Below are 23,100 nucleotides of genomic sequence, written 5' to 3'. Positions count from 1 at the left end.
GTATAATCCATAAAAGGTGACAGCATTATGTCACCATTATTGGATTAAGTAGAGAAAAAGTGGAGGACATATGGACAAGGTTGAGAGACTAATTTCTATAATCATGATATTGCTGAAAAAAGATGTCGTCTCATCAAAGGAATTTGCGCAATTATTTAACGTTTCCAAAAGAACTATTCTTCGCGATATGGAAACACTGAGTTTATCCAATATCCCGATCTATTCTATCAATGGAGTTAATGGCGGCTACGGTATTTTGGATGAATACAAGGTTGATAAACGTCTTTTAAGTAGCTCCGACTTAGAGAATATATTAACTGCGTTGAGCGGATTGGAACAAATTCTAGTTAGCGAAGAAGTTGAAATGACAATAAAAAAAATAGAGGCAATGGTAAGCCCATTGTCTCTAAATCGTTCAATTCAACTGTCATTCTATGAGTGGGAGGGTCGGTCTGAAATTCTTCAAATCTTGAAAACATGTCAAGAATCCATATTAAAGAGAAAGCTCGTTTCATTCGATTATATAGATAAAAATGGCACAATGACGAATAGATTGGTTGAGCCTTATGAGCTTCATTTTAGCGAAACGAGTTGGTACTTGATAGGATTCTGTTTACATCGTCAGGGATATAGAACGTTTAAATTATCTCGGATCGATCATCTTACTCTAGATGAAAGAACGTTTCACCCTAGAGATTATTTGTCAGGAAAAGAACGCGAAGCAAGTTATCAACCGGAACTAGTCGCTATTAAGGCGTTGATTTCGCCTAGCATAAAAGATCAATTCATTGAAAGGTACGGTCGAAAGAGTATCGGAGACTATAGTTCTGAATTTTTCTTAGCAACGATTAATGTCCCTCAAAACAGTACGGGATTTCAATTTTTAGCAAGTTTCGGTACAAATTTAACAATCGTTGAGCCCAAAACATATGCTGAAGACTTTCGCAATTATTTAATTAAAATGATCAACGCCTACCGCTGAACCGTTTGATCGCTTCCTCGGTCACCGGCTCGAAGAGGTTAACGAGGTTGCCGTCGGGATCGCGGAAAAGCACAGAACGGTTCCCCCACGGCATCGTGGTCGGTTCCTTTACCCAATCATCAACAAATAGCTTCAAGCGCGCGTATTCGGCTTCGACATCGTCGACGCGGAACTCGATGATGACAGTGTGATTGTTGGCCGCCACTACGGAACCAGCGCCGAATAGTTGCGCCGTCTGGGAGTGGCCGATTGCCAGGGTGCATGATGGCACAACGAGTTCGGCAAAAACGGGCGCGAGGCGCTCCGCCGAAACACCCATAACTTTCTCATAGAACTCGACGAGACGATCCACGTCGTCGGTAATGATGCGCACAGAAGCGAAATTCACAAGATATCATCCTTCCTATAATAAATGAAACAATACCGTACGTTTACATACCCGATTATAAAACAACGCTACTGACAACGTTATGTCAGTAGCGTTTTAACATTTTTAGGGCTTCCTCGCGAATCCGATTTCGGAATGATTCAGGTTCCAATACTATTACACCCGCTCCCCAGCCAAGCACCCATTGCAGCAATTCATCCAGTTGACGAACGCGTAAGACCACATGCAATCCATCTTGATGCTCTTCCATATCCTCCATGTAATGATAGTTCGATTCCTTCACCTTATCTGCGATGTCATGGTTAAACCGAAGGCGAACTCGCAAGTGGCGATCATCCGGAGGGGTATACTCCCTTAAGTTAAAATGCGCCGGTAGTTCGAATCGTTCTTCCAAATCGATAAGTTCGGTCATTCGGGACAAACGGAAATGGCGAATGTCTTGGCGTAGATCGCATCGAGCCACGAGCATCCAAGATCCTTCAACGAGTACCAGGCCATAGGGAGCGACGGTACGATCACTATGGTGATTCCCCTTGGAATCCCCAATCCCTTTCGAATAATGAAATCTGATCTTTCGTTCATCTAATATTGCTCGACGGATCTTTTCGAAATATTCCCTTTCTTTTGACAGCGCGACCCGTTTACCGGGAGTGAGCAAGCGCAGCGCCTTGCGCACACGAGAGGTCTCATTGCGAACGCTCTCCGATAGAATGGCCTCGATTTTCCTCCGAGCGGCTTGAGCCCTGACACGATACTCATCATCAAATCGTTGCTCGATAAAGTCCGTTCCTATAAGCAAGGTCACGGCTTCTTCTACCGTGAAACTGATCGGCGGCAGGAAATAGCCTTTCATCAAGGAATATCCTGTGCCTGGGGCGCCTATAATCGGCACGCCCGCTTCACTAAGTGCCTGAATGTCACGATAGATGGTCCGCACGCTGGTTTCGAATAGGTCCGCCAAATCTTCGCCCCGTACCACTTCTCTGCTTTGCAGCTCCAGAACGATGGCTAATAAACGGTCTGTTTTGTTCATTGGCTGCCCCCCTTGAAACTTAATGCTGTTCACTAAAAACTTGCCATTACTTGTGGTACGGTTCAGCTTAACGGGGATAACGGCGAAAAAAGCGTAAGGAGTACGTCGCGGCGCAAGATTGCCAATGTTTTATATCTGACTTCGGTTTCTGATCATTAATTGTTCGTAAACGATTTCGTTTGAACCAAACCGATATTGACTGCCTCCCAGAGGTATAGGGATACGATAGTAGAATAAGGCTTCCATTCGACATGTTTACGTTTCAATTGAGATTTGCTGTCGTTCTCTTCGGATGAATAAAGCCATTCCGCAGCACGGTTAAGTCCACTGTCCCCAAATGACAAGACATCCTGTCTTCCTAAATAGAAAATGAGAAACATCTCTGCGGTCCACCGACCAATACCCTTTATTGAGACCAATAAACGAATGACTTCCTCGTCGTCCATGTTTTGAAACGCATGAAAATCGAGAGAGCCTTCTTTCACACATTCGGCGGTGTTCCGGATATAGGCGAACTTGTTCTTAGATAATCCCGCAGAACGCAGACTCTCCTCCGTTGCGGCTAGGATGGTATCTGGCGTTATCGTCTCTCATATCTGTTCAACTCTGCGGAAGATTGTCTCTGCGGCTTTGACCGAAAGCTGTTGGCCGATTAACGATCTTGCCAGATAGTTGAATCCATCCTGCTGATTTGGTATGCAGATATTTCCGATCCGATTTATCAGCTTGTCCAGCAAAGGATCGTTGCTGCATAATTCACGTACACAATGGCTGTATGGGTTAATATCGAAGAGATATCGCAATTTAATCATCCTTTCTTGTTACAGTCCAACTGAACAAGTGGGAATCAACGAGCGTATGAGCCGCTCTTGAGAATATATCGGGGTTAAAATCGGACTTTTTCATGTAAGAAAGCATAATAGCCCCATTACATAACATACGTAATAATTCTGCCATTTCAAATGGACGAGCAGCACCAGCCTCTTCTGCTAATCTTGCGATGCGGTTCCAGTTTTCTTCCGTACCTTTGACCGCCCTTATATGATTCTGATGGGAGGAGTCCGGAAATTCGACTGTTGTATTTACAAAGGGACAACCACGATATCCGGGTGTTGTCATCTTCTCTACAAATCGGTCAATGAGAGCATGCAACTGCATTGCGCTTGAATTCGGATGTTGAAGCTGCACTTCCTCCAAATCTTTCGCATTCAGATCTTCGTGATATTCCAAATAAGCCGCAACCAAATCGTCTTTAGATGCAAAATTCCGATAGAAGCTCGATTTGACAACGCCCGATTCCAGTATAATACGGTCAATTCCGACGGCTCGGATACCCTCTCTGTAAAACAAATCCGATGCCACTTGAAGAATTCGATTTTTCGCTGTCGCTCTTGGCATGAAATCACCCGCCAATTAATTAATTGAATAATGAACAAATTTGATATTAAAAGGTACAGAACAGTCCCTTTTAATAATAGCCACTACACTGAGAATTGTCAATTTTTACGAGTAATATACTGAAATTATGAATTTGACAAAATTTTCAAATAGCTGTATGATCATCGAAAAGGTACAGATCAGTACCGTATATATTCCGGTGCATTACACAGTCTGTCTTTTTTAAATTTAAAAATGGAGGGAATTCAAATGACGACAACAGAGAAACTAGTAAGTACATGGGATGCCTGCTTTGACAAGGAAAGCGGCTGGTTTCCCCCGCTTGAACGCGCACTGCAAGGGTTAACAGCTGTACAGGCATGCTGGAGAATGGATGGGAAAGAGATGAATACGATCAAGGAATTGGTCAACCACATCTTATTCTACAAGTCACAGTTGCTGTCTAGCCTGACAGGTTCGACAGACGCTCCATCAACAGACACAAGTTTTGATGCGGGCACCCGTGTGATTAGAGAGGAAGAGTGGCAGGAAACAGTTGAAAAATTGAAACATATACACACAAGCATTCGTGAGAAGCTTTCAGCATTGAGCGATCAAGATTTGCTGAGCGAATTAGATGGGGTCACGATTGACCAATCGGTATCGAATCTTGTTCTCCACGACATCTACCATACCGGTCAAATCATCTTCATCCGTAGAATGCAAGGTTCATGGTCAGTTTGACCTTCATCGAATTATCCCATAAGCAATCTGAACCTCCATCAGAGTTGGAATGCCATCAAAGACAGCACCAAGCCCCCGGCTGAAGTGCCGGGGGCTTGGCTTTAAGACTGGATGAAAATTTACTTATTGACGAACGTGAGCGCATTAAGCAGAACAACCGCCGCTTCGGCTCTTGTTGCAGTTTGTTTCGGAGCGAATTTGTTGCCGCCGATGCCTTGAACGATGCCGTTCTCCACAATTGCGTCAACTGCCGCTCTCGCCCATGTAGGAATCTCGGCATCATCCGTAAATGCGGTTTTTGCTCTCGAGTTGTTGGCCAAACCAAGCGCATTCGCGATCATCGTCACCATCTCGGCACGGCTGATCTTCGCATTCGGCTTGAAGCTGCCATCCCCGAGACCTTTTACGATTCCAGCTTGCACAGCTTGAGCGATTCCTTGCTTCGCCCACGCGCCGATGCTTGCCTTATCGGTAAACTCAAGCACAGCTCCGTTGCCTTGCAGGTTCAGCATACGAGCCAGCATGACTGTAAACTCGGCGCGGGTAACCTCGCCCTTTGGCTTGAACGTACCACCGGTATAGCCGCCGACAATGCCCTTCGCCGCAGCCAGCTTAATGCTTGCTTCCGCCCAGTGGCCAACAATGTCGCTGAACTTAACTTCGACGTTCTCTTCAGGCTTAGTTTCAGGTTTTTCTTCCACTTTCTTATCTACGGCGAATACCGCGAACTTGGTGAAATGATCGACTTCCGCCGTAATTCGATCGCCACTCGCCTTGCCTCCGATTTCTACCCACACCTTCTTCGCTTCGTCAAAGTAGAAGATAGAAGCGAATTGGTTCGCGCCGACAGATTTCGGATCGAACGATAGGGTGATCGTGATCGGCTTCTTGAAGTTCTCCGTGAAGTTTTTCAAGATCTCGTACACTGGGCTCAAGAGAACTTCTTTGTCGGTTACAAGCTGCGAAGTATCTACAACCTTCTCAACCTTTATAATCAATTCTTTGTCAGTTGCTCCTGCGGGCAGTGTAATCGTAACGGCTTTGTTGGCAAACTGAGCCGTACCGCCTTGACCTGCAGGGAACTTTTGCGTATTGTCGTTAACTGGCGGTGTACCTCCACCGCCTCCGCCGCCGCCACCTGAAGTATCTGTTGGCAAGCTTTCAAACACAGCCGTCAAGGTAACTTGGTTAGCCGGCATCGCAAATGTCAATGGATTGTCGATATAGCTTTCGTTTGCAAGACCTTCCGCTGTCCATTTGACAAAGCGTTTTCCGTTTGGAACAGTTGCAGTCACGATAACAGTCGAGCCTTCCTCGACCTCTGCAGAACTTCCTACTGTAGCTCCGTCTACTTTAATCGCACCGCCATCAACAGTTAGAGCAGAGATCGTCCCTTCATCTTCTTCATCACCGCCAAGATCAAGCACTCGTGGCACGGGTACTTTATTCGTTGCATCCCATTGCCAAATGTCCGTAAAGTCCCATCCCAAGGCCACGTAGGTTGCTTGCTGCGCAAAATCAGCAGCGGGCTTGGATACAAATGCAGGAACAACCGTTGAAGGCAATCCGCTAGTGCTTAACTTCGCGCCGTCATAGTAATTGACTTGATTGGAGTCGGCGATCGGCCTGCTGCTGGACCAATACCCTCCAATTGGACCTGGAGCGGACCCATTAATTGCATTAACTACCGCATTTCCATTTAGGGTTTGGAGCAGATTACCTGAAGAACCGCCCATATCCCCAACCAGGGCACCGGAATATGTGCCAAGCTTATTAAACGTTCCACCCACATAGTTATTCAGAATTACGGTTGGCGAATTCTCATATCGAACGGGAATAGGCGAACCTGCACCATTCCAATTGGTACCGCCAATCAAGCCTCCAACCGTAGTTCCACTCACATCTGCAGATATGAAGGAATTTTTCAGTGTAGCTGCATGGAGCGTTCCTACAATACCGCCAGTATTGCCTCCAGCGGATACTTTACCGCTCACATAGCTGTTTTCAATCGTGCCCATGGAAGTTCCTGCAATGGCACCTGTGCTGTTGCCGCCGGTGATCTCGACATTCACCAGTTTCAGATTTACGACTCTGCCACCAGTTCCGATATAAGCGAAGAAGCCGGTGCTGCTATTGGTGGACGAGATTTTGAGATTGCTTATCGTAAATCTTTTTCCGTTGAATGTGCCTATAAATGGCTTTGAAGTGTCGTTTCCGCCGATCGCGGAAAACTCCACATCCTTCATATCGATATCCGCAGATAGCTCATAAATTCCATCATTCGGATATTCAGGCGTGCCAAATTTCTGTGACAATGCAACCAAATCGCTTGCTGTTTTAATTCTTATTTTTTCTGAGCCGCCACCGCCAAGATCAAGTACGCGCGGCACAGGTACGTTATTCGTCTCATCCCATTTCCAAACGTTTGTAAAGTCCCATCCCAAGGACTCGTAAGTTGCTTGCTGTACAAAATCAGCTGCCGACTTTGCTGCAAAAACAGGGACGATTCCTGAAGGCAGACCGCTTGTATTTAACTTGGTGCTGTCATAGTAGTTCTTTTGATTGGAGTCGACGATCGGCCTACTGCCTGACCAATAGCCTGCGAGCAGCTTCGTAGGATTTCCAACAATTTCAGATGAGACTACATTACCATTTAAGGTTTGGAGCACGCTGCCCGAACCGCCGCCCATATCACCGACAATGCCACCGGTATATTGACTTGTGCCGATCCTTGTAACCGTACCTCTCACGCTGTTGTTCAGAATTACATTTCCAGTTGTTTGTTGATCAAGTGACCAACCGGAACCGTTATAATTCGTGCCTCCAATTAAGCCGCCTACTGTAGTCCCGCTAACATCTGCGTTCATGACATTGTTTTGCAAAGTGCCCGCATAGAGCAGTCCTACTATACCGCCTGTGTAACCGGCGCCGGTTACTTTGCCGTCCACATAACTGTTTTCAATCGTCCCGCTCGATACTCCTGCAATGATCCCAGTTCTATTAATGCCGGTAATGTCTACGTTTTCCAATTTAAGATTTACGACTTTGCCACTAGTACCGATATAGGCAAAGAAGCCGGTGCTAGAATCGGTGGACGATATTTTGAGATTGCGAATGGAATAACCTTTTCCGTTAAATGTTCCAATAAACGGTTTTGGAATTGTGTCTCTGCCGATCGATTCAAATGAAACACCTGTCATATCGATATCAGCCGACAACTCATAATTCCCGTCATTCGGATATTCAGGCGTGCCAAATTTCTGTGACAGTGCAACCAAATCGCTTGCTGTTTTGATTTTTATTTTTGCCGAGCCGCTGCCGGCAAGCGGCGTGACTTTAGCCGTAGCTACGCTTGTTACGACGCCGTTATAAAAACCTGTTCCCGTCGCGATGCTGCGCAAATACGAACCGACATCCGCCGTTTTAATCGTATATTGCGATGCTGTTGCTCCTGCAATAGCCGTCCACGCCAAACCGTCCTTGGAGCTTTCCCACTTGAAGGATGCGGTAGCGCCCGCCGGCGTAATCGAGGCATTCAATGTTTGTCCTTCTTTGGCTATCCCATTAACGGCAATATTCGTGAGCGTAAACTCGTTGGTCTCCTGTGGGACTGCCGGATATTTCCAGCCCTGCAAATCATAAGTGCGAGGCTTGTTGGTAACCAGCACGTCGACATCCCCGGTTTGCAGGTCATCGTTTTTATCGAAACCTTTGCTTGTCACTCTAATTTCATCAGGCGAAATCGAAATATTGGCATATCCCCGTCCGACTTCTCTTATGTCGATGTACGCAATGGCAGGGTTTCCAGGGTTTGGATTATAATTCGATCCGCGGTTGTCTTTATTTGCAGAGTAGTTCGTCAGATAGGTTGTTCCGTCGCCGTAATCCGCAACGACTTTGCCGCTCGCGAAAAGCTTAGTCCGGGCATAAATATGGTCATGTCCCATCAGCACCACATCAATGCCTGCTTCATCAAAAGCGTCCGTCCAGGTGGCTATAGGGGTGGGCATCCGATATCCGAACAGCGTTTTGTGGAACATGCCAACGCGCCATTTTGTCGGATTTTGCTTCACGACGGCCTTCATCCAGTCTTGCTGTGCTTTGATCTGTGCAGGGGTGCTCTGATCCTGATAATCCATAACCAAGAACAGCGTGTCGCCATACACAAAATAGTAGTTGCTGGACTCGAGCTGCAATTTCGTCGTACCTGAAACCATGCGCTCAGTGCCGTCGCCGCCACCGTAGAAGGATGCGCCATTCTTAGGCGGATTGTGGCGGCCTAAAAAGTTCTGCAGCGTGGGGTCCACAGGAGCCCAGCTGTTGTTTGCCCATTTGTTACCCGCTCCATCGAACTCATGATTGCCCGTCGCCATATAGAGCGGCACTCTCGAGAACAAATCCTGGTTGGCCTCGAAGAATGCATCCCATTCCCATGTGTCGAAACCAAAGTTGACCTGGTCGCCCGAGCTCAGGACAAACGCCGCATCCGGAAAATCCGTAAAGGCTTGCGTCAGCGCTTTTTTGCTCATTTGATTATAACTATCGAGCGTTGCTGCATAGCCATTAGTGTCGTTTGCTTGGGCGTCGGAAATCCAGTTGAAGTTAAACGTATCGATATTGCTGGCAGGTGTCTTGAAGCTGGCCGGCGCTGTAACGCTCGTCACATTTTGGGCGCCGTCGCCTACGCTGTACACATATTCCGTATCAGGCTCGAGGACCGCCGTTTCTGCCTTATGGCTTTGAACCGGGTCGACAGAGTATTCCATCCCAGCTCCCGTATACTTCATATTCTCAATGTTTTTCCTCAAGTCTACTGTAAAATTGGTCCCCATCACAAAATCTGTAAAAATGTGGCCGTTATTGTCAAAGTCCGATTTTTTCGCATAAAAGAGCTGCGTTGACTTCGTTGTTACCGGAGTTACCCAGTTAAAGCGGGCAATGTACTTGTCTTTTTCCGGCTTACGTGTTTCTTCATTAAAGTTGTCGAACATAAATGTCACCGAGGTAGGCTCTTGACCGCCGCCTATCGGCTGGGTGATGTTGCCCCCCGATTTGGTAATGGTGAATTCATCGATGACTTTGAACGGTTTGTCAGAGCCTGTCGCTTTATAATACGTTTTATAAATGATCGAATTGCTTGTAACCTCAGCTCTGCTGTATACGCCTGGTGAATAGATGGATCCGCCGCCTGGATTTGTTTTGTTGATTCGAAGATCATAGAAGAAGTCGTTCCACGAAGTGTCTTTGGTGGCGTTCAAGCTGTACGCGTAATTGTACACCGATCCGCCTATGACATAGGTAGGCGCTTCGCCGAACTTCGCTTTTTGAATGCTTCCTGTGCCCGACGCAGTTGAGTTTGTCTTTATTGTTGTTCTGGCATAGGCATGCTCGTGACCGGCGAGAACCAGATCGATTTCAGCATCGGTAAACTTTTTACCGATTACATTGTCCACTGCATAGTGGCTTGAGCCCGGGTCATAAGGCGAAGCATGAAGATTTACGATCTTCCACTTTTTAGTCGATGCTGCCGCTTCATCAGCCAGAAATTGCCATTGTACAGCATCATCGCTGGAATTAAGACCAAAAGAATTAAGGGAGATAAACAAAGCGTCTCCATATTCAAATGAATATACAGTCCCAACAGCTGCCGAAGACAGACCGCTTGGTCTCCGCAAAGATGTATAGTTAAATCTGTTCGTATATTGAATGGAATCTTGGTCATAGATTGAATTGTCATGATTACCTGGGGTAGCCATGATCGGCATTGTGCTAGAAAGGTTTTGAGCTGCATCAAAGAAATACTGCCAGTGGTCCGAAAAACTCGCATCCTCAACTACGTCGCCATTATGTACGAGAAACGCAGCATCCGGATGGTTCGCCTTGATGTAATCGTACAAGTCGGCGGTGTTTTGATACGTGCTTGGAGATGTTCCCTGCGTATCAGGAGTGATCAAAAAAGAAAACGGTTTATTAGCAGCTGGATCTGCGGGAGCGGTAAAGCTGGAAATCGCGGAATAACCGTTGGTTGCGTTTCCTACTTTGTAATAGTACGTGGCTTCAGGTGTCAGATCCTGAACAACTACACGATAGGTAATAACCTCTTTAACGTTAACCAGCTTGTTGTCCGGAACGCTACCCGTCACAGTCGAAGTATTCACTGCGGTGATTGTGGCGCTTTTTGTTGCAGCACCGGTTAGATCAGGAGATGTGCCATAAACGATTTCTGAAACAGTAACCGTCGGATCCGTAACCCAGTTGAAAGCCATAGCCGTCTTACCGGCTTCTGCGCCTCCACCTATAGCCAACGTGATTTGCGACGGTATCGCCGCGGGCGCTGCTGCCCATGCGCTCATAGGCGCTGCGATTGCAGAAACTGCTAGAATTACGACTAACATTGCAGACACGAGTCTAGACATAGATGTTTTTTTTCTGTACACGCCAAAGAAGTCTCCTCTCATAATAAACATCAGACTAATTATGATCTCAGTTTATAAAGTCCATTAGGCCTTAATATAAAGGCTATATTAAATTTATTAATATTTAGACAAACTTATAGACTGTCCCAAAAAGTAAGTAAGTCCTCATCCTTGGCACTTACCTCGGCCGGAATAAGTTCGAATCGCATTCACCAAAAAACAGCACAATAACAAGGAAGAGACGCTCGGGTTAACCCGGCGTCTCTTCGGTTTTTCTGGGCATGGGCTGGGCAATCAATTTACAGCCTCCACATGAACGATACTTAAAAATATCTCGAAGCTTCCAGCAAGCGATTCGACAAGTCATTCAGACTGGCCAGCGTCTCTTCAATTTCCTTGAATGCCGCAGACTGACGCAGCACCGTGGCATCGACCGTGCCGGTCTTGGAGAGAATCGTCTCTACCTTCTCCTTCATGCGACCGATACTCTCTTCGGCTTGCTGTACCGCGTTTACGCTGTCGCCGGCCAGCTTGCGCACTTCGTTGGCTACGATCTGGAACGCTCTGCCTGCGTTGCCCGCACGTGTAGCTTCAATACCAGCATTAAGTCCAAGGATGTTCGACTGCGAGGCGATCCTCTTTACCAAATCGGTAATTTTCGTTGTCTCAAGAACTTCCTTCTTCGTTTGATCCGCTGACTTGCTCATCGATTCCTGCGCTTCCCGAAGTTCTTTGGACGTTTCCAGCAAATTACTCATGCTTGCCGTAATTTGGGTATTGGCCGAGACGAGCAGCTCCGCCAGGTCGGACAGCTTGGACTGTCTAGCCATGCTCACTCCGAACGCAATCGCGCCGACCACCTCATCGTTCTCATCGATTACAGGAATGGCAATCGTACGCGATGGAACGCCGAACATTTCTTTCGGAATCGACTTGATGACCATCTGTCTGGTCGTCATCGCCACTTCGATACCTTGACCTTTCGAGATCGGCGAACCGGGTTTTACATCCAGCGGACTGCTGCGGTCCGGCGAATAAAATATCAATTTCTCTTTGTCGGCTATAGCCAGCGCAATATCTTCCTCCCGGCAAAGCTGGGCAAAAAACGGTGCAGCCTTGAATATGCTTTCCAACACTTCAGAGCGCCTTACTGTGGCTTCCAATCGCTCCTCCTCCTCTGCCCGCATAATAACTTCACTTTATATACTCTAAAATAAATTGTACCTTTTAAATGTTATTTCATTGTTAAGCGCATCATTTTTCGTTTATTAGACGGCTTCCTACGTATCCGGTACCGCCGGTAATTAAGATTTTGTTCATAGATCATTCTCCTTCCACTGGCCACAGTGGGAAAACAAAAAAACGAGGCAGCCTAAGCCGCCCCGTTCTAATGTTGTCCCAAGAATCAAATGAGTTCGGATTTTTGCAGCAGCCTTTGCACGATGACCGCAACTTCCGCTCTGGAAATATAGGCTTTCGGCGCGAGCTCGCTATCGCTTCTTCCAGACACGACTCCGGCCTGCAAACAATCTGCAATGCCTTTTACGGCCCATGACGAGGAGGTGTCACCGTCGGTGAAGGTCCGCAGTAACTCGTTCTCTTCTCGGTTTGGAAGCTTCGATTTCAGCTCCGTTAGCGCCATCGCTCTTGCGACCATCGACATCGCTTGCTCCCGGGTGATTCTGCCCAGCGGGCGGAACGTTCCGTCTTCAAAACCGTTCACCAAGTTATAGGCGTAAGCGGTTTTAATCGCTCCACCGTACCAATCCGATGCGTTCACGTCCGTGAACGGTAGAGAACCGGTCTCCGCCTTCAATCCTAATCCGCGAAGGAGGATCGCTGCAAACTCTGCGCGCGTTATCGATCGATTCGGTTGGAATAGGTCATTGCCGACTCCGTCCACGACCAATCGCGAGCCGAGGTCGTTAATGGAGCTGCCGGCCCAATGATTAGCCGTATCCGCGAAAGCGTAAGGGTGCCAGATAACCGAATAAGTGCCGCCCGTCAAGCTGTTGATCTCCGCATAGTATCTTCCGTCGATCACGATGACCTTGGTCGGAATATGACGCACCGTTCCGTCAGGATCAATGGCAACGCCCGTCGTGATCTTGGTCGGATCTACGCCGTCCGGAATGGCTATCGTTCTTTTCACATAGGCATTAAACTTAGACACCTCAATTGCCTTGCCCTCATAGACGGCTTTTACCGTAAAATCGACGGGCGGCGCCACGACAACATAATGACCTTGAGCTGCGGCGTTCTCGACAAGCTTAACCGTGCTTGCCGAAGACTTGGATACCTCGATCGTTATCTTAACCTCTTGAAGGTCAACGTCTTTTCCTAGTTGCTCGGATAACGCTTGAACATTGATTTGCTGCACAGGCAAGGTGTAACCGGCAAATGGGGTTACGACATCTATGACCGTCTGCTGGAGTTCCATGCTTCTGATCGTTCGGCCGTCAAACTCTACGATGATGACATCGGAATCAACCTTTGCCGGAATCGTCAAGACCGCCCGTGAATCTTCCATTGCGATCATGTCTTGGATTCTCTCGCGATCGATTGCGACCGTCGTCACGGTCCGGTTGTCGACCTTCGTCGTAGTCGCTTTGCCGATCTTCCTTGTCTTGCCATTCACAAGCCCATCCATATCAGCCGATTTGTCCGGCTGAGCGGGCGTCCCGATGGAGCCGCCTGTCGTTGATGCCGCTCTTGGCGTCACCGCATTGGTGACTGCGGAATTCGCGCTTGGTCCCGTGCTGTTGATCGCTCTAACCGTAAAGGTATAAGTCTGCCCATTCGTCAGTCCGCTGACTGTAATAGGACTTGTCGTCCCGGTTGCTACGATGTTGCCCGGCGACGAAATCACCTCGTATCCCGTAATCGGGCTGCTACCCTCGTACGTGGGAGCCTTGAAATAAATCGTTGCCCGACCGTCTCCGGCAGCCGCGGATACATCGGTCGGCACGCCTGGCACATCTCCCATGCGATGAATCTTAATGCGATAAGTGAGATCGTCGCCATTTTGCGCAACGACATGAACTGTCATCTCGTTGTCGCCCAAATCAAGCGCGTATTCCAAGGACGGATCTCCGGAATGGGCGCTATCGCCATTGATATCGAACGATCCGTAGACGTTCTGCATAACGGCCGTCAAACGTACGCCCGTTACGTCATAAGGTACTTGGACTTCATAATCGGTCAAACTGGGATCGAAGGCCGGAGTCAACGCAATCACCGCGCCATTGCCATCCTCGAGAGACAGGCTACCGAGCTTCGAGTTGTCGCTTCGGATGACCGTGATCTGTAGTGGCGAATTCATGTTGGAAGCCGGTTTATAGTTGGCGTCCCCGCTGTATCCGGCATAGTACTGGTGCGTACCGAGATCCAGCCCGGTTAACGAGTAGCTTCCGCCGCCGCCTGCGAGAGCGACCGGAGCGGCGAGCGGCGTTCCATCGATGCTGTAAAATGTTACGGTACCGCTAGGCACGGGACCGCCGGGATCCCCCGACATCGTCGCGCTTATTGTCGTTGACTCGCCATAAGTTACCGCCGTTACCGATGCCGTTAGACGAATCACCGGGGTTCCTTTCAACTGCGGAAGAGAAACGATGGCTCCCGTCGAAGTCCCCATGGGGTTCGTCGCATACGCCCTTGCCTCGTAAGCCGTGTTCGATCCAAGCGAGCTTAGCGTCACTGTATTGACTCCATTTATAACCGAGGAGGCCGCTTGCGACGTCCAATTGGAATCTCCGACTTTACGATACTGGACCCCGACCTCGGTAAGCCGGAGACCTCCGTTATCATACACGCTTGCCGTTACGGACACCGTTCCGGCGTTATCGTCTTTCGATGCGCTAGCCGTAGTTACGCCCGGGAGACTTCCTTCGCCATATCTCCAGGTCCCCTGCGGCAGCCCAACATCCGTAAATCCCCCTATAAGGATCATTCCGTGGCCGTCATACGTAAGTGTCGTATGTCCGCGCTTTTCGGGATTGACATAAGGATTGGCTTTCGTCCACTGATCGTCTTGAGGGTTGAAAATCCAGGTTTCACCCAGCGCCCCGCCCGAATTCGCTCCGCCATACATGACAACGCGTTCCCCGTCGAAGCTCATGCCTCCCGTGGCGCGTGCGGACGGGGCAATCGTCGAATTAATTCGCGTCCAGTTCGAACCATTCCATCTCCAGGTATCTCCTAGTAGGGACACCCCCGATTCTCCCCCGTATAATAAAGCGCCTTTCCCGTCATAGGTCATGCTGCCGAACTGACGTTCCGGAGGGGACATTGCGGGAGTCTTCTTCACCCAGGTCTTCCCGTCTCCGTCCCATATCCAAGTATCGTTTAATGACCCCGACGCGTCCCGTCCACCGAAGAGGACGACATGCGTTCCGTCCCATGCCATCTGCACGGTAGTCCGGGCAGATGGGGGGGCTGCGGTGGGAACCAGGGTCCAATTCGAACCGTTCCACAGCCAAGTGTCGTTACGTAAAAACCCGCCATCCCCACCGAAGAGGACGATATTTTTATGGACCGGATCATAGACCATCCCGGCTCCGCTTCTTATCGGCGGTGTAGTTGCCTGGCTCAGCGTCCACTTCGCCGTATCCCCGTCCCAAATCCACATATCGTTCAGTTTATTTCCATTTGCATTATGCCCGCCGAAAAGCACCACTTGATCACGCTCGGAATCATAGGCGATTGCAGGCGCCGTTCTCCCTGTAAGCATTGGCGTTACGCCTATCGAATGCCACGTCATTCGCGCCTCATCGCGCGTATCCGTCTGCGCGCTGGCGATGTTCCCGTTAAACTCCGGGAACAATTGCACGAGAAGGCAAATGATTAAACCTAAGCCTGTCGCACGTGCTCCTCTGAAATATCTCCTCTTCGCCAATGAAGATTCCCCCTATGCTGTCGATTCTTCTCGCATCATTATAAAGAACAGCAATAAACGCAGAATCAACAAGAACAAAAAAGAGACCTGCTGAATCCCATCGGATTCAGCAAATCTCTCCTCTGCACAAGCTACAGCGTCATATTCATGACATACTCATTCATTCGGGGATCGGGCTTCATGCCCAGCTCCTGATACAGCACTTTCTCAAGTAGCTGGAACTGGCGGAGCGCTTCACTCTTATGGCCCAATTCGATCTGTAAACGTATCACCTCGTGATGGATGTCTTCTCTCAAGGGATCAAGCTTCAGAATGAGGCCGAAATCATGCAAAGAATCAAGCGGCCGGTTGTTCGCCAAGCTGCGTCTGCAGGCCGCCTCCAGTTGCTCGATGTACAGTTTCTCGAGCCGTCGTCTGAGCGGGATGGCCCAATCGAACATTTTACCTTTCAGCAGATCCCCCGTATACAGCGCCTCCGCCTGTTTGAGCAGCTTATCGGCTCGTTCCGGAACTGATCGGATTTCCTTCAACAGCCTTTCGAATTCATACAAGTCGCAATAGAAGCCGTTCTCCTCTATGCGGATTTCCGATCTGCTCGAGTGGATGACCTTGTTGATCTTGTCCGCATCGATCGCTTGGCGAATGTAATAAAGAGTCGAATTCAAGTTTTTTAACGCCTTCTCCGTCTCCAGGTCGCTCCACAGCGTTTCGACGATTTCCTCCCGGCTCACCGTTAGCTTGCATACGAGAAAAGCGAACAGTTCTTCGGTTTTCGGACTTCGTAGCTGAATCGGCGTTTCATTCTGGCCCCGGTCGGATATTTTCAATCCGTTCAGCAGTTGAACGTGCAGGGTAGAAGCGCCATGACGTGATCTGCCGATCTTGTCCAATGTCCGGTTCAATCGCTCCGCCGTCACCGGCTTCATCAGATAATCCAAGGCGCTTATATCGAAGGCTTGAACCGCATAGTCTCCAGAACCGGTCGCGAACACCAGTTGGATCGAATCGTCAAGCTCCCTCAGCTTGCCGGACAAAGTCATTCCATCGATCTTCGGCATGGCAATATCCAGGAAGGCGATATCGATCGATTTCGTTCTCGCGAACTCATAAGCCTCCGACGGATTCTGAAAAGCGTGGCATTCGCCGAACTCTCCGCTCTCGAGCAGGAGCCTCTTCAGTCGTTTCAGCGACAACTCTTCATCGTCCACGATCAACGCCGTTAACATGAATTACCCACCTCCCCTTTCCACCAGATGCGCCGGAATGACGAAAGACACCGTCGTCCCGATCCCTTCCGCGCTATCTATTTGAATGCCTGTATCGTACAAAAGTTTGAGCCGCTTGCCGATATTCCACAATCCGACTCCTTTTTTGTCCGAATTCGAATGCAAGTCCGAGTTCAGCACCTCTTTTATGATGCGCTCACTCATTCCGCATCCGTTATCCGTGACCCTAAATCGAATCCCGCCCGTCTCTTCCTCTTTCACGGATATGATCACTTTTCCCCGGTCAAAAGTAGACAATAACCCGTGTCTGATCGCATTCTCCACCAACGGCTGCAGAATCAACGGAGGAATTCGGATGTTAAGGTCCGCTTCCACGTCATAATCGACCTCAAGCCGGTTCCCGAAGCGCGCCCTTTTAATATGCACGTAAGCTTCCACGAGCTCCATCTCGCTACGCAGCGTCGTTAACGAACTCAATTGCTTGAAATCGAAGCTGCTTCTTAAATATCCCGAAAGATTCAGCGTCAATTCCTCCGCCTTCCGGGGTTCGATTATGCACAACTCTGCAATAGCATTCAAGGCATTATAAAGAAAATGCGGATTGATCTGCGAACGCAGAAATGCGAATTCCGCGTTCGCGGCGTTTTGCACGGAAGCCTTCAATCGGGTCAAGCTTCGGACACGAGCCGTCAATTCCTCCGCCTCGAACGGCTTGCCGACAAAGTCGTTCGCCCCGATCTCCAATGCCGACCCTACGTCGTACGCCCTGCTTCGCGCCGTCAACATCAACACCGGCAACTCGAAGGAGGAGAACCTCTCTCTGATTTTCTTCAGCACTTCGTAGCCGGACATGTCGGGCATCATAATGTCCAGAATGACCAAGGAAAAATCCGCTTTCCGGACAAGCTCATCCAGCGCCATTTGCCCGCGATTGACCGCTACGATAGAATATCCTTCGAGCCGAAGCAGATTGATCATCGCTTGCAGATTGGCGGAATCGTCGTCCGTCACCAAAATTCGCTCGTTGATATCCCCCTGGATATAGATGGGGTATTCCGATTTCGGGATGGCGGCATGCGCATAAGCCGTCACCGGCACTTCCCGATGCTCGTCGGCGACGCCTGGAATCTCATCCGACCGCGGTAGCGTAAACGTAAATACAGAGCCTTGTCCGGGACTGGATTCCAATCCAATTTGTCCTCCGTGAAGCTCCACCAGCTTCTTGGTTATGCTTAAACCGAGGCCGGTTCCCTCATAGTTTCGAGTTTCGGAAGGATCCACCTGTTCGAAGGCGTTAAAGATGCGCTGCCGCATGGACGCCTCGACCCCGATTCCCGTATCGCTTACCCGAATCTCCGCCATATCTCCGATAACGCTGGCACTTACAGCCACCTCGCCCCGGTCGGTGAACTTGATGGCATTGCCGATCAGATTGTGCAAGATTTGAATGAGTCGGTTGCCGTCCGCTTGCACGGCGGGAAAGTCTGCCGGTATACCGTTCAATAACGCAACGGGCTTGCCGTCGAGCAGAAACGAATGGATTCGGATGACCGAATCGACGGCAGCCTTCAATTCGATACGGCTCTTCTGCAACGCGATATCGCCATGCTTCATTTTGGTATAATCGAGCAATTCGTTGACCAGATGGGCGAGCCTCCTGCCGCTACCCAAAATAATCGCTAAATTTTGCGCCTGTCTCTCCGTGACCGGCCCCTCGATCCCTTTGAGCAGGGTATCAGTAATCCCGACGATGGCATTCAGCGGCGTCTTCAGTTCATGAGAAGTATTCGAGAGGAAATCATCTTTGATTTTATCTGCCTGAAGCAACCGGTTTTTCATTTCGTTCACCGTTTGATAGGCTTCGAAAAACCGGAAAACGGTCAGGAAAATGACGACTACGTTAAATACGAGGATATACAACTGCGAAAGCCAGAGATTGTCCTTTAACGACAGGGCAAATAAAATAATGTCCAGGGAGTAAAGATTAATGGCAACAATCGCCATGAACAGCAGCAAAGCTTTGAACCGGCCGTGATGCTCGCTCCTGATGAAGAGGACGGCGGTTTTCCATAGCATCCAAACCAGCATAACTTCATAAAAGACAATGACGTATGCCTGAATGGCCGTATAAAAGCGAATGGGTGTAAATCCCGCTAGGACTAGGAATATTCCCAATACGATCGATATCACTTGAAGCATCTTTAAGGAAATGATGTTTTTTTGCACTTTGTAAAAAAAAGAGGCAATCAAGACCAGAGTGGCAATGGAAGCGATATCCTTCGCTCTGTACATCGTTTCAAACGTAACGTCAGGTAGATACAATAGGAGGGACCGTTCGCCGATCAAGCCGTGATAGACGGCATATAACGTGCAGACGGCCGCGAATACGAGCAGCGAATAATCTTTGTTGCGGTATACGGCCGACACTGCGAAACAAATCAAATAAATAAGCGCCAACGCGCCGAGAATCGCAATCATGCTGAATTCGCTCATCGAATTCTTCATCTCATGCTTAACCATCGCAGCCTGCTCGCCGAAGATGAGGGAGGTGGGGATGCCTCCATTGGTATAATCGTAATTGGCGACCTGGACGATGATTTCCACATCCCCCTTGTCAAGCGAAACAAGCCCGAACTGCGGCGTGTTGCCCGGCCGATATCCCTCCGCTTCCCCGGATGGCGCCCCGTCTTCAAGTAGCTTCTGTCCATTCACGAAGATGACGCTTGAAAAACGGATATTGTTTTTTTTCAACGCAAAAACGCCGCCTGAAGGCACGTTTTTCAACACCATACGATAGGTGGCAGAACCGAATGCAGGCAAGGATTCGCCGTCAACGATCTTGCCATTCCATCGGGAAGGCACCTTCATATAGGTAGCGTTTGCAATTTCATTTTTGTGGAAATCGACAGGGGTTAGCAGCCGGTTCCAATAAAATTCCCATTCGCCGTCCAGTCTGATTCTCGTATCCCACTCTTGATTCCAGGAAGAGAGATCCATGACCCCCATCCGGACTTGCAGGTCGCCGGTTTGATGGCCACGATTCATCATGATCGACAATGGAATCATAGAGAACGAGATGAAACTGAGCAGGACAACGATCAGAGATCTCTTAAGCAATTCGCAATACCTCTTATCATGTAGGAGTCCCGTTCCAAAGAACGGAGTCTGGCTGGTTATGCGTATCGACGAATATCTACTTAATTCGACAAATTATTCGATGTCCCTCCCGAATGACGTTGCGAAATTCAAATTACGCAAGGAATCCGCCTCCAAATATTAAAACCCCGGCCATTTTATGAAATGACCGAGGTTTCTCGTCAAGCTGAGGCTCTATACAGAGCCTATTAATCTCTTATCATTCAGTTAACCAAGCTACTTTATTATTTCTTTTCCAAATAAGTGGCTAACAATGCATTTTTAAGATTATTCGTTTCATTCCTAATATCGCCTTCATACGTATCTACATTGTCTTTCGTCACGACGACAATGCCACCGTCAACCGCGTATGCGTCTTGCTTCGGCGTATATCCGTCAGCCATCAGCTTCAGCAACAGCATGGACAAGTATCCGGCGCCATAAGAGTTCTGTGCAATAGTCGCATCCATCACGCCATCTTTAATGGCTTTAATCACGATAGGATCCGTATCCATGCCGATCGAATGAATCGTCCGATTGCCGCCTTTTTTCTTGTAATCGTCCATAACCTGAGCGATGGCAACGGAAGGTGTAAATCCGGTTGCGATAATGCCGTCTACTTTATCGATATTGGCAGCAATTGCGCTGTCTACTTTCTGAACCGCTTCTTCCGTACTCTTCATGCCAGAAATTTCTTGAATGATATGAACATCCGGATATTTCTTGACGACTTCTTCGACGCCTTCTTTACGTAATTTCGTATTCGAGTCTTCCAGTACTTCAAGCACGTTTACGATATTACCTTTGCCGCCCATCAAGCTGATCAGCTTCTCTGTCGCTTGCATGGCCGCTGCTTTGGCATCCGTTCCCACGAAGAACGATGCAGGAGTTGGCATAACCGTAGAAGCTCCGAAGTTGACGAACTTCACACCGCGCGCAGTCAACTCTTCGTAAAGTCCGTTAGCACCGCTTCCATCCGATGGATAGATTGAGAAATATTTATACCCTTTTGCTGCTAGAGCTTGTACATTATCTGTCTCACTTGGTTGATTCCAGTCCGGCCCGATTTGTTTTTCAACCGGAATGCCGAAGTCATTTTCAAATGCTACTACGCCTTTTTTCACTTCTTCGAAATAGGGATGTGGTGCGGATGCATACCAAGCCAGTTTATAATCAGTTGCTGCTGCCGGCGAAGCATTTGCCGCGCTAGGAGAAGAATTGCTAGAGTTATTAGATCCACAGCCTGCCAATACCGTTCCTAAAAGCAATACTGTACTCATTGAAAGAAGACCCGCTTTGATTACTTTTCTCATCTTAATTCCTCCTCAAAGTTGAAAGCCTTTTCATTTCTATTTAAATTGGAAGCAGGGAGTGCTTCCACTTAAAGCCTAAGCCATGTACTGGCCAATGCGACCGCTTAACTCGTCATACGAGTGGTATTCGTCATTGATATCGTTTAATTCGCCTGCGATTCGATACTCGCTGAAGACTAATATTCTTCTGGCAAGAGTACACAACTCGGGCAAATCGGAGGAGATGACGATAATCGATTTCTTCTCGACTTTCGCCAAATCCCAAATCAATTGATGTATATATTCCTTCGCCCCGACATCAACACCGACAGAAGGCTCATCGATGATAAGAATGTCGCATCCGGCCGCCAACCACTTCGCTATACTTACCTTCTGCTGGTTTCCCCCACTGAGTTTGCCAACAATATCTTCAGCACTGGTTACTTTTATTTTGAGCGCTTCGACCATTCTTCTGGCTTCGGACTTCTCCGATGTCAAATTCAGCTTCCGCGTAAACGGATGAACGATCTTCTTCCAGATCGTAATTCCGATATTCGTCTTTACACTTTCGTCTAGCAGGAGACCTTCTTCTTTGCGATTCTCAGATACATAGCCAAGCCGGTATTTGTACAGACTGTCTGCCATGCTTTCAGGGACGGCTTTCTTGCCGTTTATCCTTACTTCACCGGAGTCTTTCGTATCTTCGCCGATGATGATCTTCGCTAGCTCAGTTCGGCCCGAGCCCACGAGTCCGTAGAAACCTAATATTTCACCTTCGTACAAATCGAAGTTAATATTGCTAAACCTTCCGGCTTGCGATAAATCTTTGACCTCTAGCACTTTACGATCATAGTTGATATCCAATTTTCCCAAGTAACGATCTTGAGTCTCGCGACCGATCATCATCTTGACGATATCTTGTTTGGTCAAATTTTCTCGCACTTTGGTCCCTACGTAATTACCGTCGCGAAGCACGGACACCTTATCGCATATCTCCAATACTTCTTCAAGCTTATGGGAAACGAATATAAGGACAACGCCTTGCTCTCTCAGCTTGGCGACAAGCTTAAACAGATATTCCGCTTCATGCTTGGTCAAGGAAGAAGTAGGTTCATCTAACAACAGTACCTTCGCATTGGAGGATAGCGCCTTAGCGATTTGCACGAGCTGCTTCTGGGCTGCGCTCAATCCGCCAATAATGGTCGTAGGTTCCAACTCCAAACCGACCATCTTCAAATATTTGCCCGCCATCTCATTGATGAGCTTCCAATTTACGATTCCTGCTTTCGCATATTTACCGATCTTATCAATGAAGATGTTCTCCGCGATCGTATACTGGGGAATAACTTGGATTTCTTGGTTCACGATACTGATCTCATGTTCCAAGGCATCCCGGAAGCTTTCGAAGCGCACTTGCTTGCCGTTTAGGAACACTTCGCCTTCGTCCGGCTGGTACATGCCGCATATAATTTTAATCAAAGTGCTTTTGCCGGCTCCATTTTCCCCAAGTAGCCCGTGCACTTCGCCAGGACGAAACGTAATTGATACATTATCGAGCGCTTTGACGCCCGGGAAAATTTTGCTGATACCCCGTAATTCCAGCATATTAACTC

13 protein-coding genes are annotated in these 23,100 nt (G+C 48.4%); 2 read left to right on the top strand and 11 right to left on the bottom strand.

The features are described 5' to 3' along the window. The first annotated feature begins 70 nt into the window (after positions 1 to 70). Entirely contained in the window at positions 71 to 982 is a 912-nt protein-coding gene (locus tag L3D05_RS19250; protein ID WP_239617945.1) for a helix-turn-helix transcriptional regulator, read from the top strand. On the opposite strand, the gene L3D05_RS19245 is transcribed toward L3D05_RS19250, so the two are convergent. The 4 genes from L3D05_RS19245 to L3D05_RS19230 form a co-directional block, all read right to left on the bottom strand. Beyond that, positions 966 to 1,370: a VOC family protein gene (locus L3D05_RS19245; protein WP_239617944.1), complete on the bottom strand. Its 405-nt coding sequence runs from the start codon at positions 1,368 to 1,370 to the stop codon at positions 966 to 968. The genes L3D05_RS19250 and L3D05_RS19245 overlap by 17 nt on opposite strands. A gap of 85 nt (positions 1,371 to 1,455) precedes the next feature. Then, on the bottom strand, positions 1,456 to 2,403 hold the full coding sequence (locus tag L3D05_RS19240) for a helix-turn-helix transcriptional regulator (RefSeq protein ID WP_239617943.1): 948 nt from the start codon (positions 2,401 to 2,403) through the stop codon (positions 1,456 to 1,458). A 155-nt stretch (positions 2,404 to 2,558) separates the two neighbouring features. Then, positions 2,559 to 2,948, bottom strand: a complete 390-nt coding sequence (locus L3D05_RS19235) for a DNA-3-methyladenine glycosylase family protein (RefSeq protein WP_239617962.1) — start codon at positions 2,946 to 2,948, stop codon at positions 2,559 to 2,561. A gap of 259 nt (positions 2,949 to 3,207) precedes the next feature. After that, positions 3,208 to 3,801, bottom strand: a complete 594-nt coding sequence (locus L3D05_RS19230; protein ID WP_239617942.1) for a TetR/AcrR family transcriptional regulator — start codon at positions 3,799 to 3,801, stop codon at positions 3,208 to 3,210. Between the two features lie 249 nt (positions 3,802 to 4,050). Between L3D05_RS19230 and L3D05_RS19225 the strand changes: the two genes are divergently transcribed. Continuing rightward, a complete protein-coding gene (locus tag L3D05_RS19225; protein WP_165921128.1) occupies positions 4,051 to 4,524 on the top strand; it encodes a DinB family protein in 474 nt (157 codons plus the stop codon). A 119-nt stretch (positions 4,525 to 4,643) separates the two neighbouring features. Here L3D05_RS19225 and L3D05_RS19220 read toward each other — a convergent pair whose 3' ends face one another. The 7 genes from L3D05_RS19220 to L3D05_RS19190 form a co-directional block, all read right to left on the bottom strand. Further along, entirely contained in the window at positions 4,644 to 10,961 is a 6,318-nt protein-coding gene (locus tag L3D05_RS19220; protein WP_239617941.1) for an S-layer homology domain-containing protein, read from the bottom strand. Positions 10,962 to 11,263: 302 nt separating this feature from the next. Beyond that, the gene (locus tag L3D05_RS19215; protein WP_239617940.1) at positions 11,264 to 12,103 is read right to left on the bottom strand and encodes a methyl-accepting chemotaxis protein; all 840 of its coding nucleotides are present in this window, start codon (positions 12,101 to 12,103) and stop codon (positions 11,264 to 11,266) included. Between the two features lie 242 nt (positions 12,104 to 12,345). After that, on the bottom strand, positions 12,346 to 15,834 hold the full coding sequence (locus L3D05_RS19210; protein WP_239617939.1) for a Kelch repeat-containing protein: 3,489 nt from the start codon (positions 15,832 to 15,834) through the stop codon (positions 12,346 to 12,348). Between the two features lie 131 nt (positions 15,835 to 15,965). After that, positions 15,966 to 17,060, bottom strand: a complete 1,095-nt coding sequence (locus L3D05_RS19205; protein ID WP_239617938.1) for a response regulator — start codon at positions 17,058 to 17,060, stop codon at positions 15,966 to 15,968. Positions 17,061 to 17,063: 3 nt separating this feature from the next. Further along, positions 17,064 to 20,177, bottom strand: a complete 3,114-nt coding sequence (locus L3D05_RS19200) for an ATP-binding protein (RefSeq protein ID WP_239617937.1) — start codon at positions 20,175 to 20,177, stop codon at positions 17,064 to 17,066. 263 nt (positions 20,178 to 20,440) lie between these two features. Next, the gene (locus tag L3D05_RS19195; RefSeq protein WP_239617936.1) at positions 20,441 to 21,508 is read right to left on the bottom strand and encodes a sugar ABC transporter substrate-binding protein; all 1,068 of its coding nucleotides are present in this window, start codon (positions 21,506 to 21,508) and stop codon (positions 20,441 to 20,443) included. A gap of 75 nt (positions 21,509 to 21,583) precedes the next feature. Continuing rightward, a complete protein-coding gene (locus L3D05_RS19190) occupies positions 21,584 to 23,092 on the bottom strand; it encodes a sugar ABC transporter ATP-binding protein (RefSeq protein WP_239617935.1) in 1,509 nt (502 codons plus the stop codon). Between the last annotated feature and the right edge of the window lie 8 nt (positions 23,093 to 23,100).

It is taken from the genome of Cohnella mopanensis (genome assembly GCF_022352055.1).
Classification (GTDB): Bacteria; Bacillota; Bacilli; order Paenibacillales; family Paenibacillaceae; genus Cohnella; species Cohnella mopanensis.
The sequence above is the reverse complement of the archived record's forward strand: the minus strand, read 5'-3'. Positions and strand labels throughout refer to the sequence as shown.

Coding starts and splice junctions, on each gene's coding strand:
- L3D05_RS19250 (WP_239617945.1), top strand. CDS start 71: ATGGACAAGGTTGAGAGACTAATTTCTATAATCATGATATTGCTGAAA.
- L3D05_RS19240 (WP_239617943.1), bottom strand. CDS start 2,403: ATGAACAAAACAGACCGTTTATTAGCCATCGTTCTGGAGCTGCAAAGC.
- L3D05_RS19230 (WP_239617942.1), bottom strand. CDS start 3,801: ATGCCAAGAGCGACAGCGAAAAATCGAATTCTTCAAGTGGCATCGGAT.
- L3D05_RS19225 (WP_165921128.1), top strand. CDS start 4,051: ATGACGACAACAGAGAAACTAGTAAGTACATGGGATGCCTGCTTTGAC.
- L3D05_RS19205 (WP_239617938.1), bottom strand. CDS start 17,060: ATGTTAACGGCGTTGATCGTGGACGATGAAGAGTTGTCGCTGAAACGA.
- L3D05_RS19195 (WP_239617936.1), bottom strand. CDS start 21,508: ATGAGAAAAGTAATCAAAGCGGGTCTTCTTTCAATGAGTACAGTATTG.
- L3D05_RS19190 (WP_239617935.1), bottom strand. CDS start 23,092: ATGCTGGAATTACGGGGTATCAGCAAAATTTTCCCGGGCGTCAAAGCG.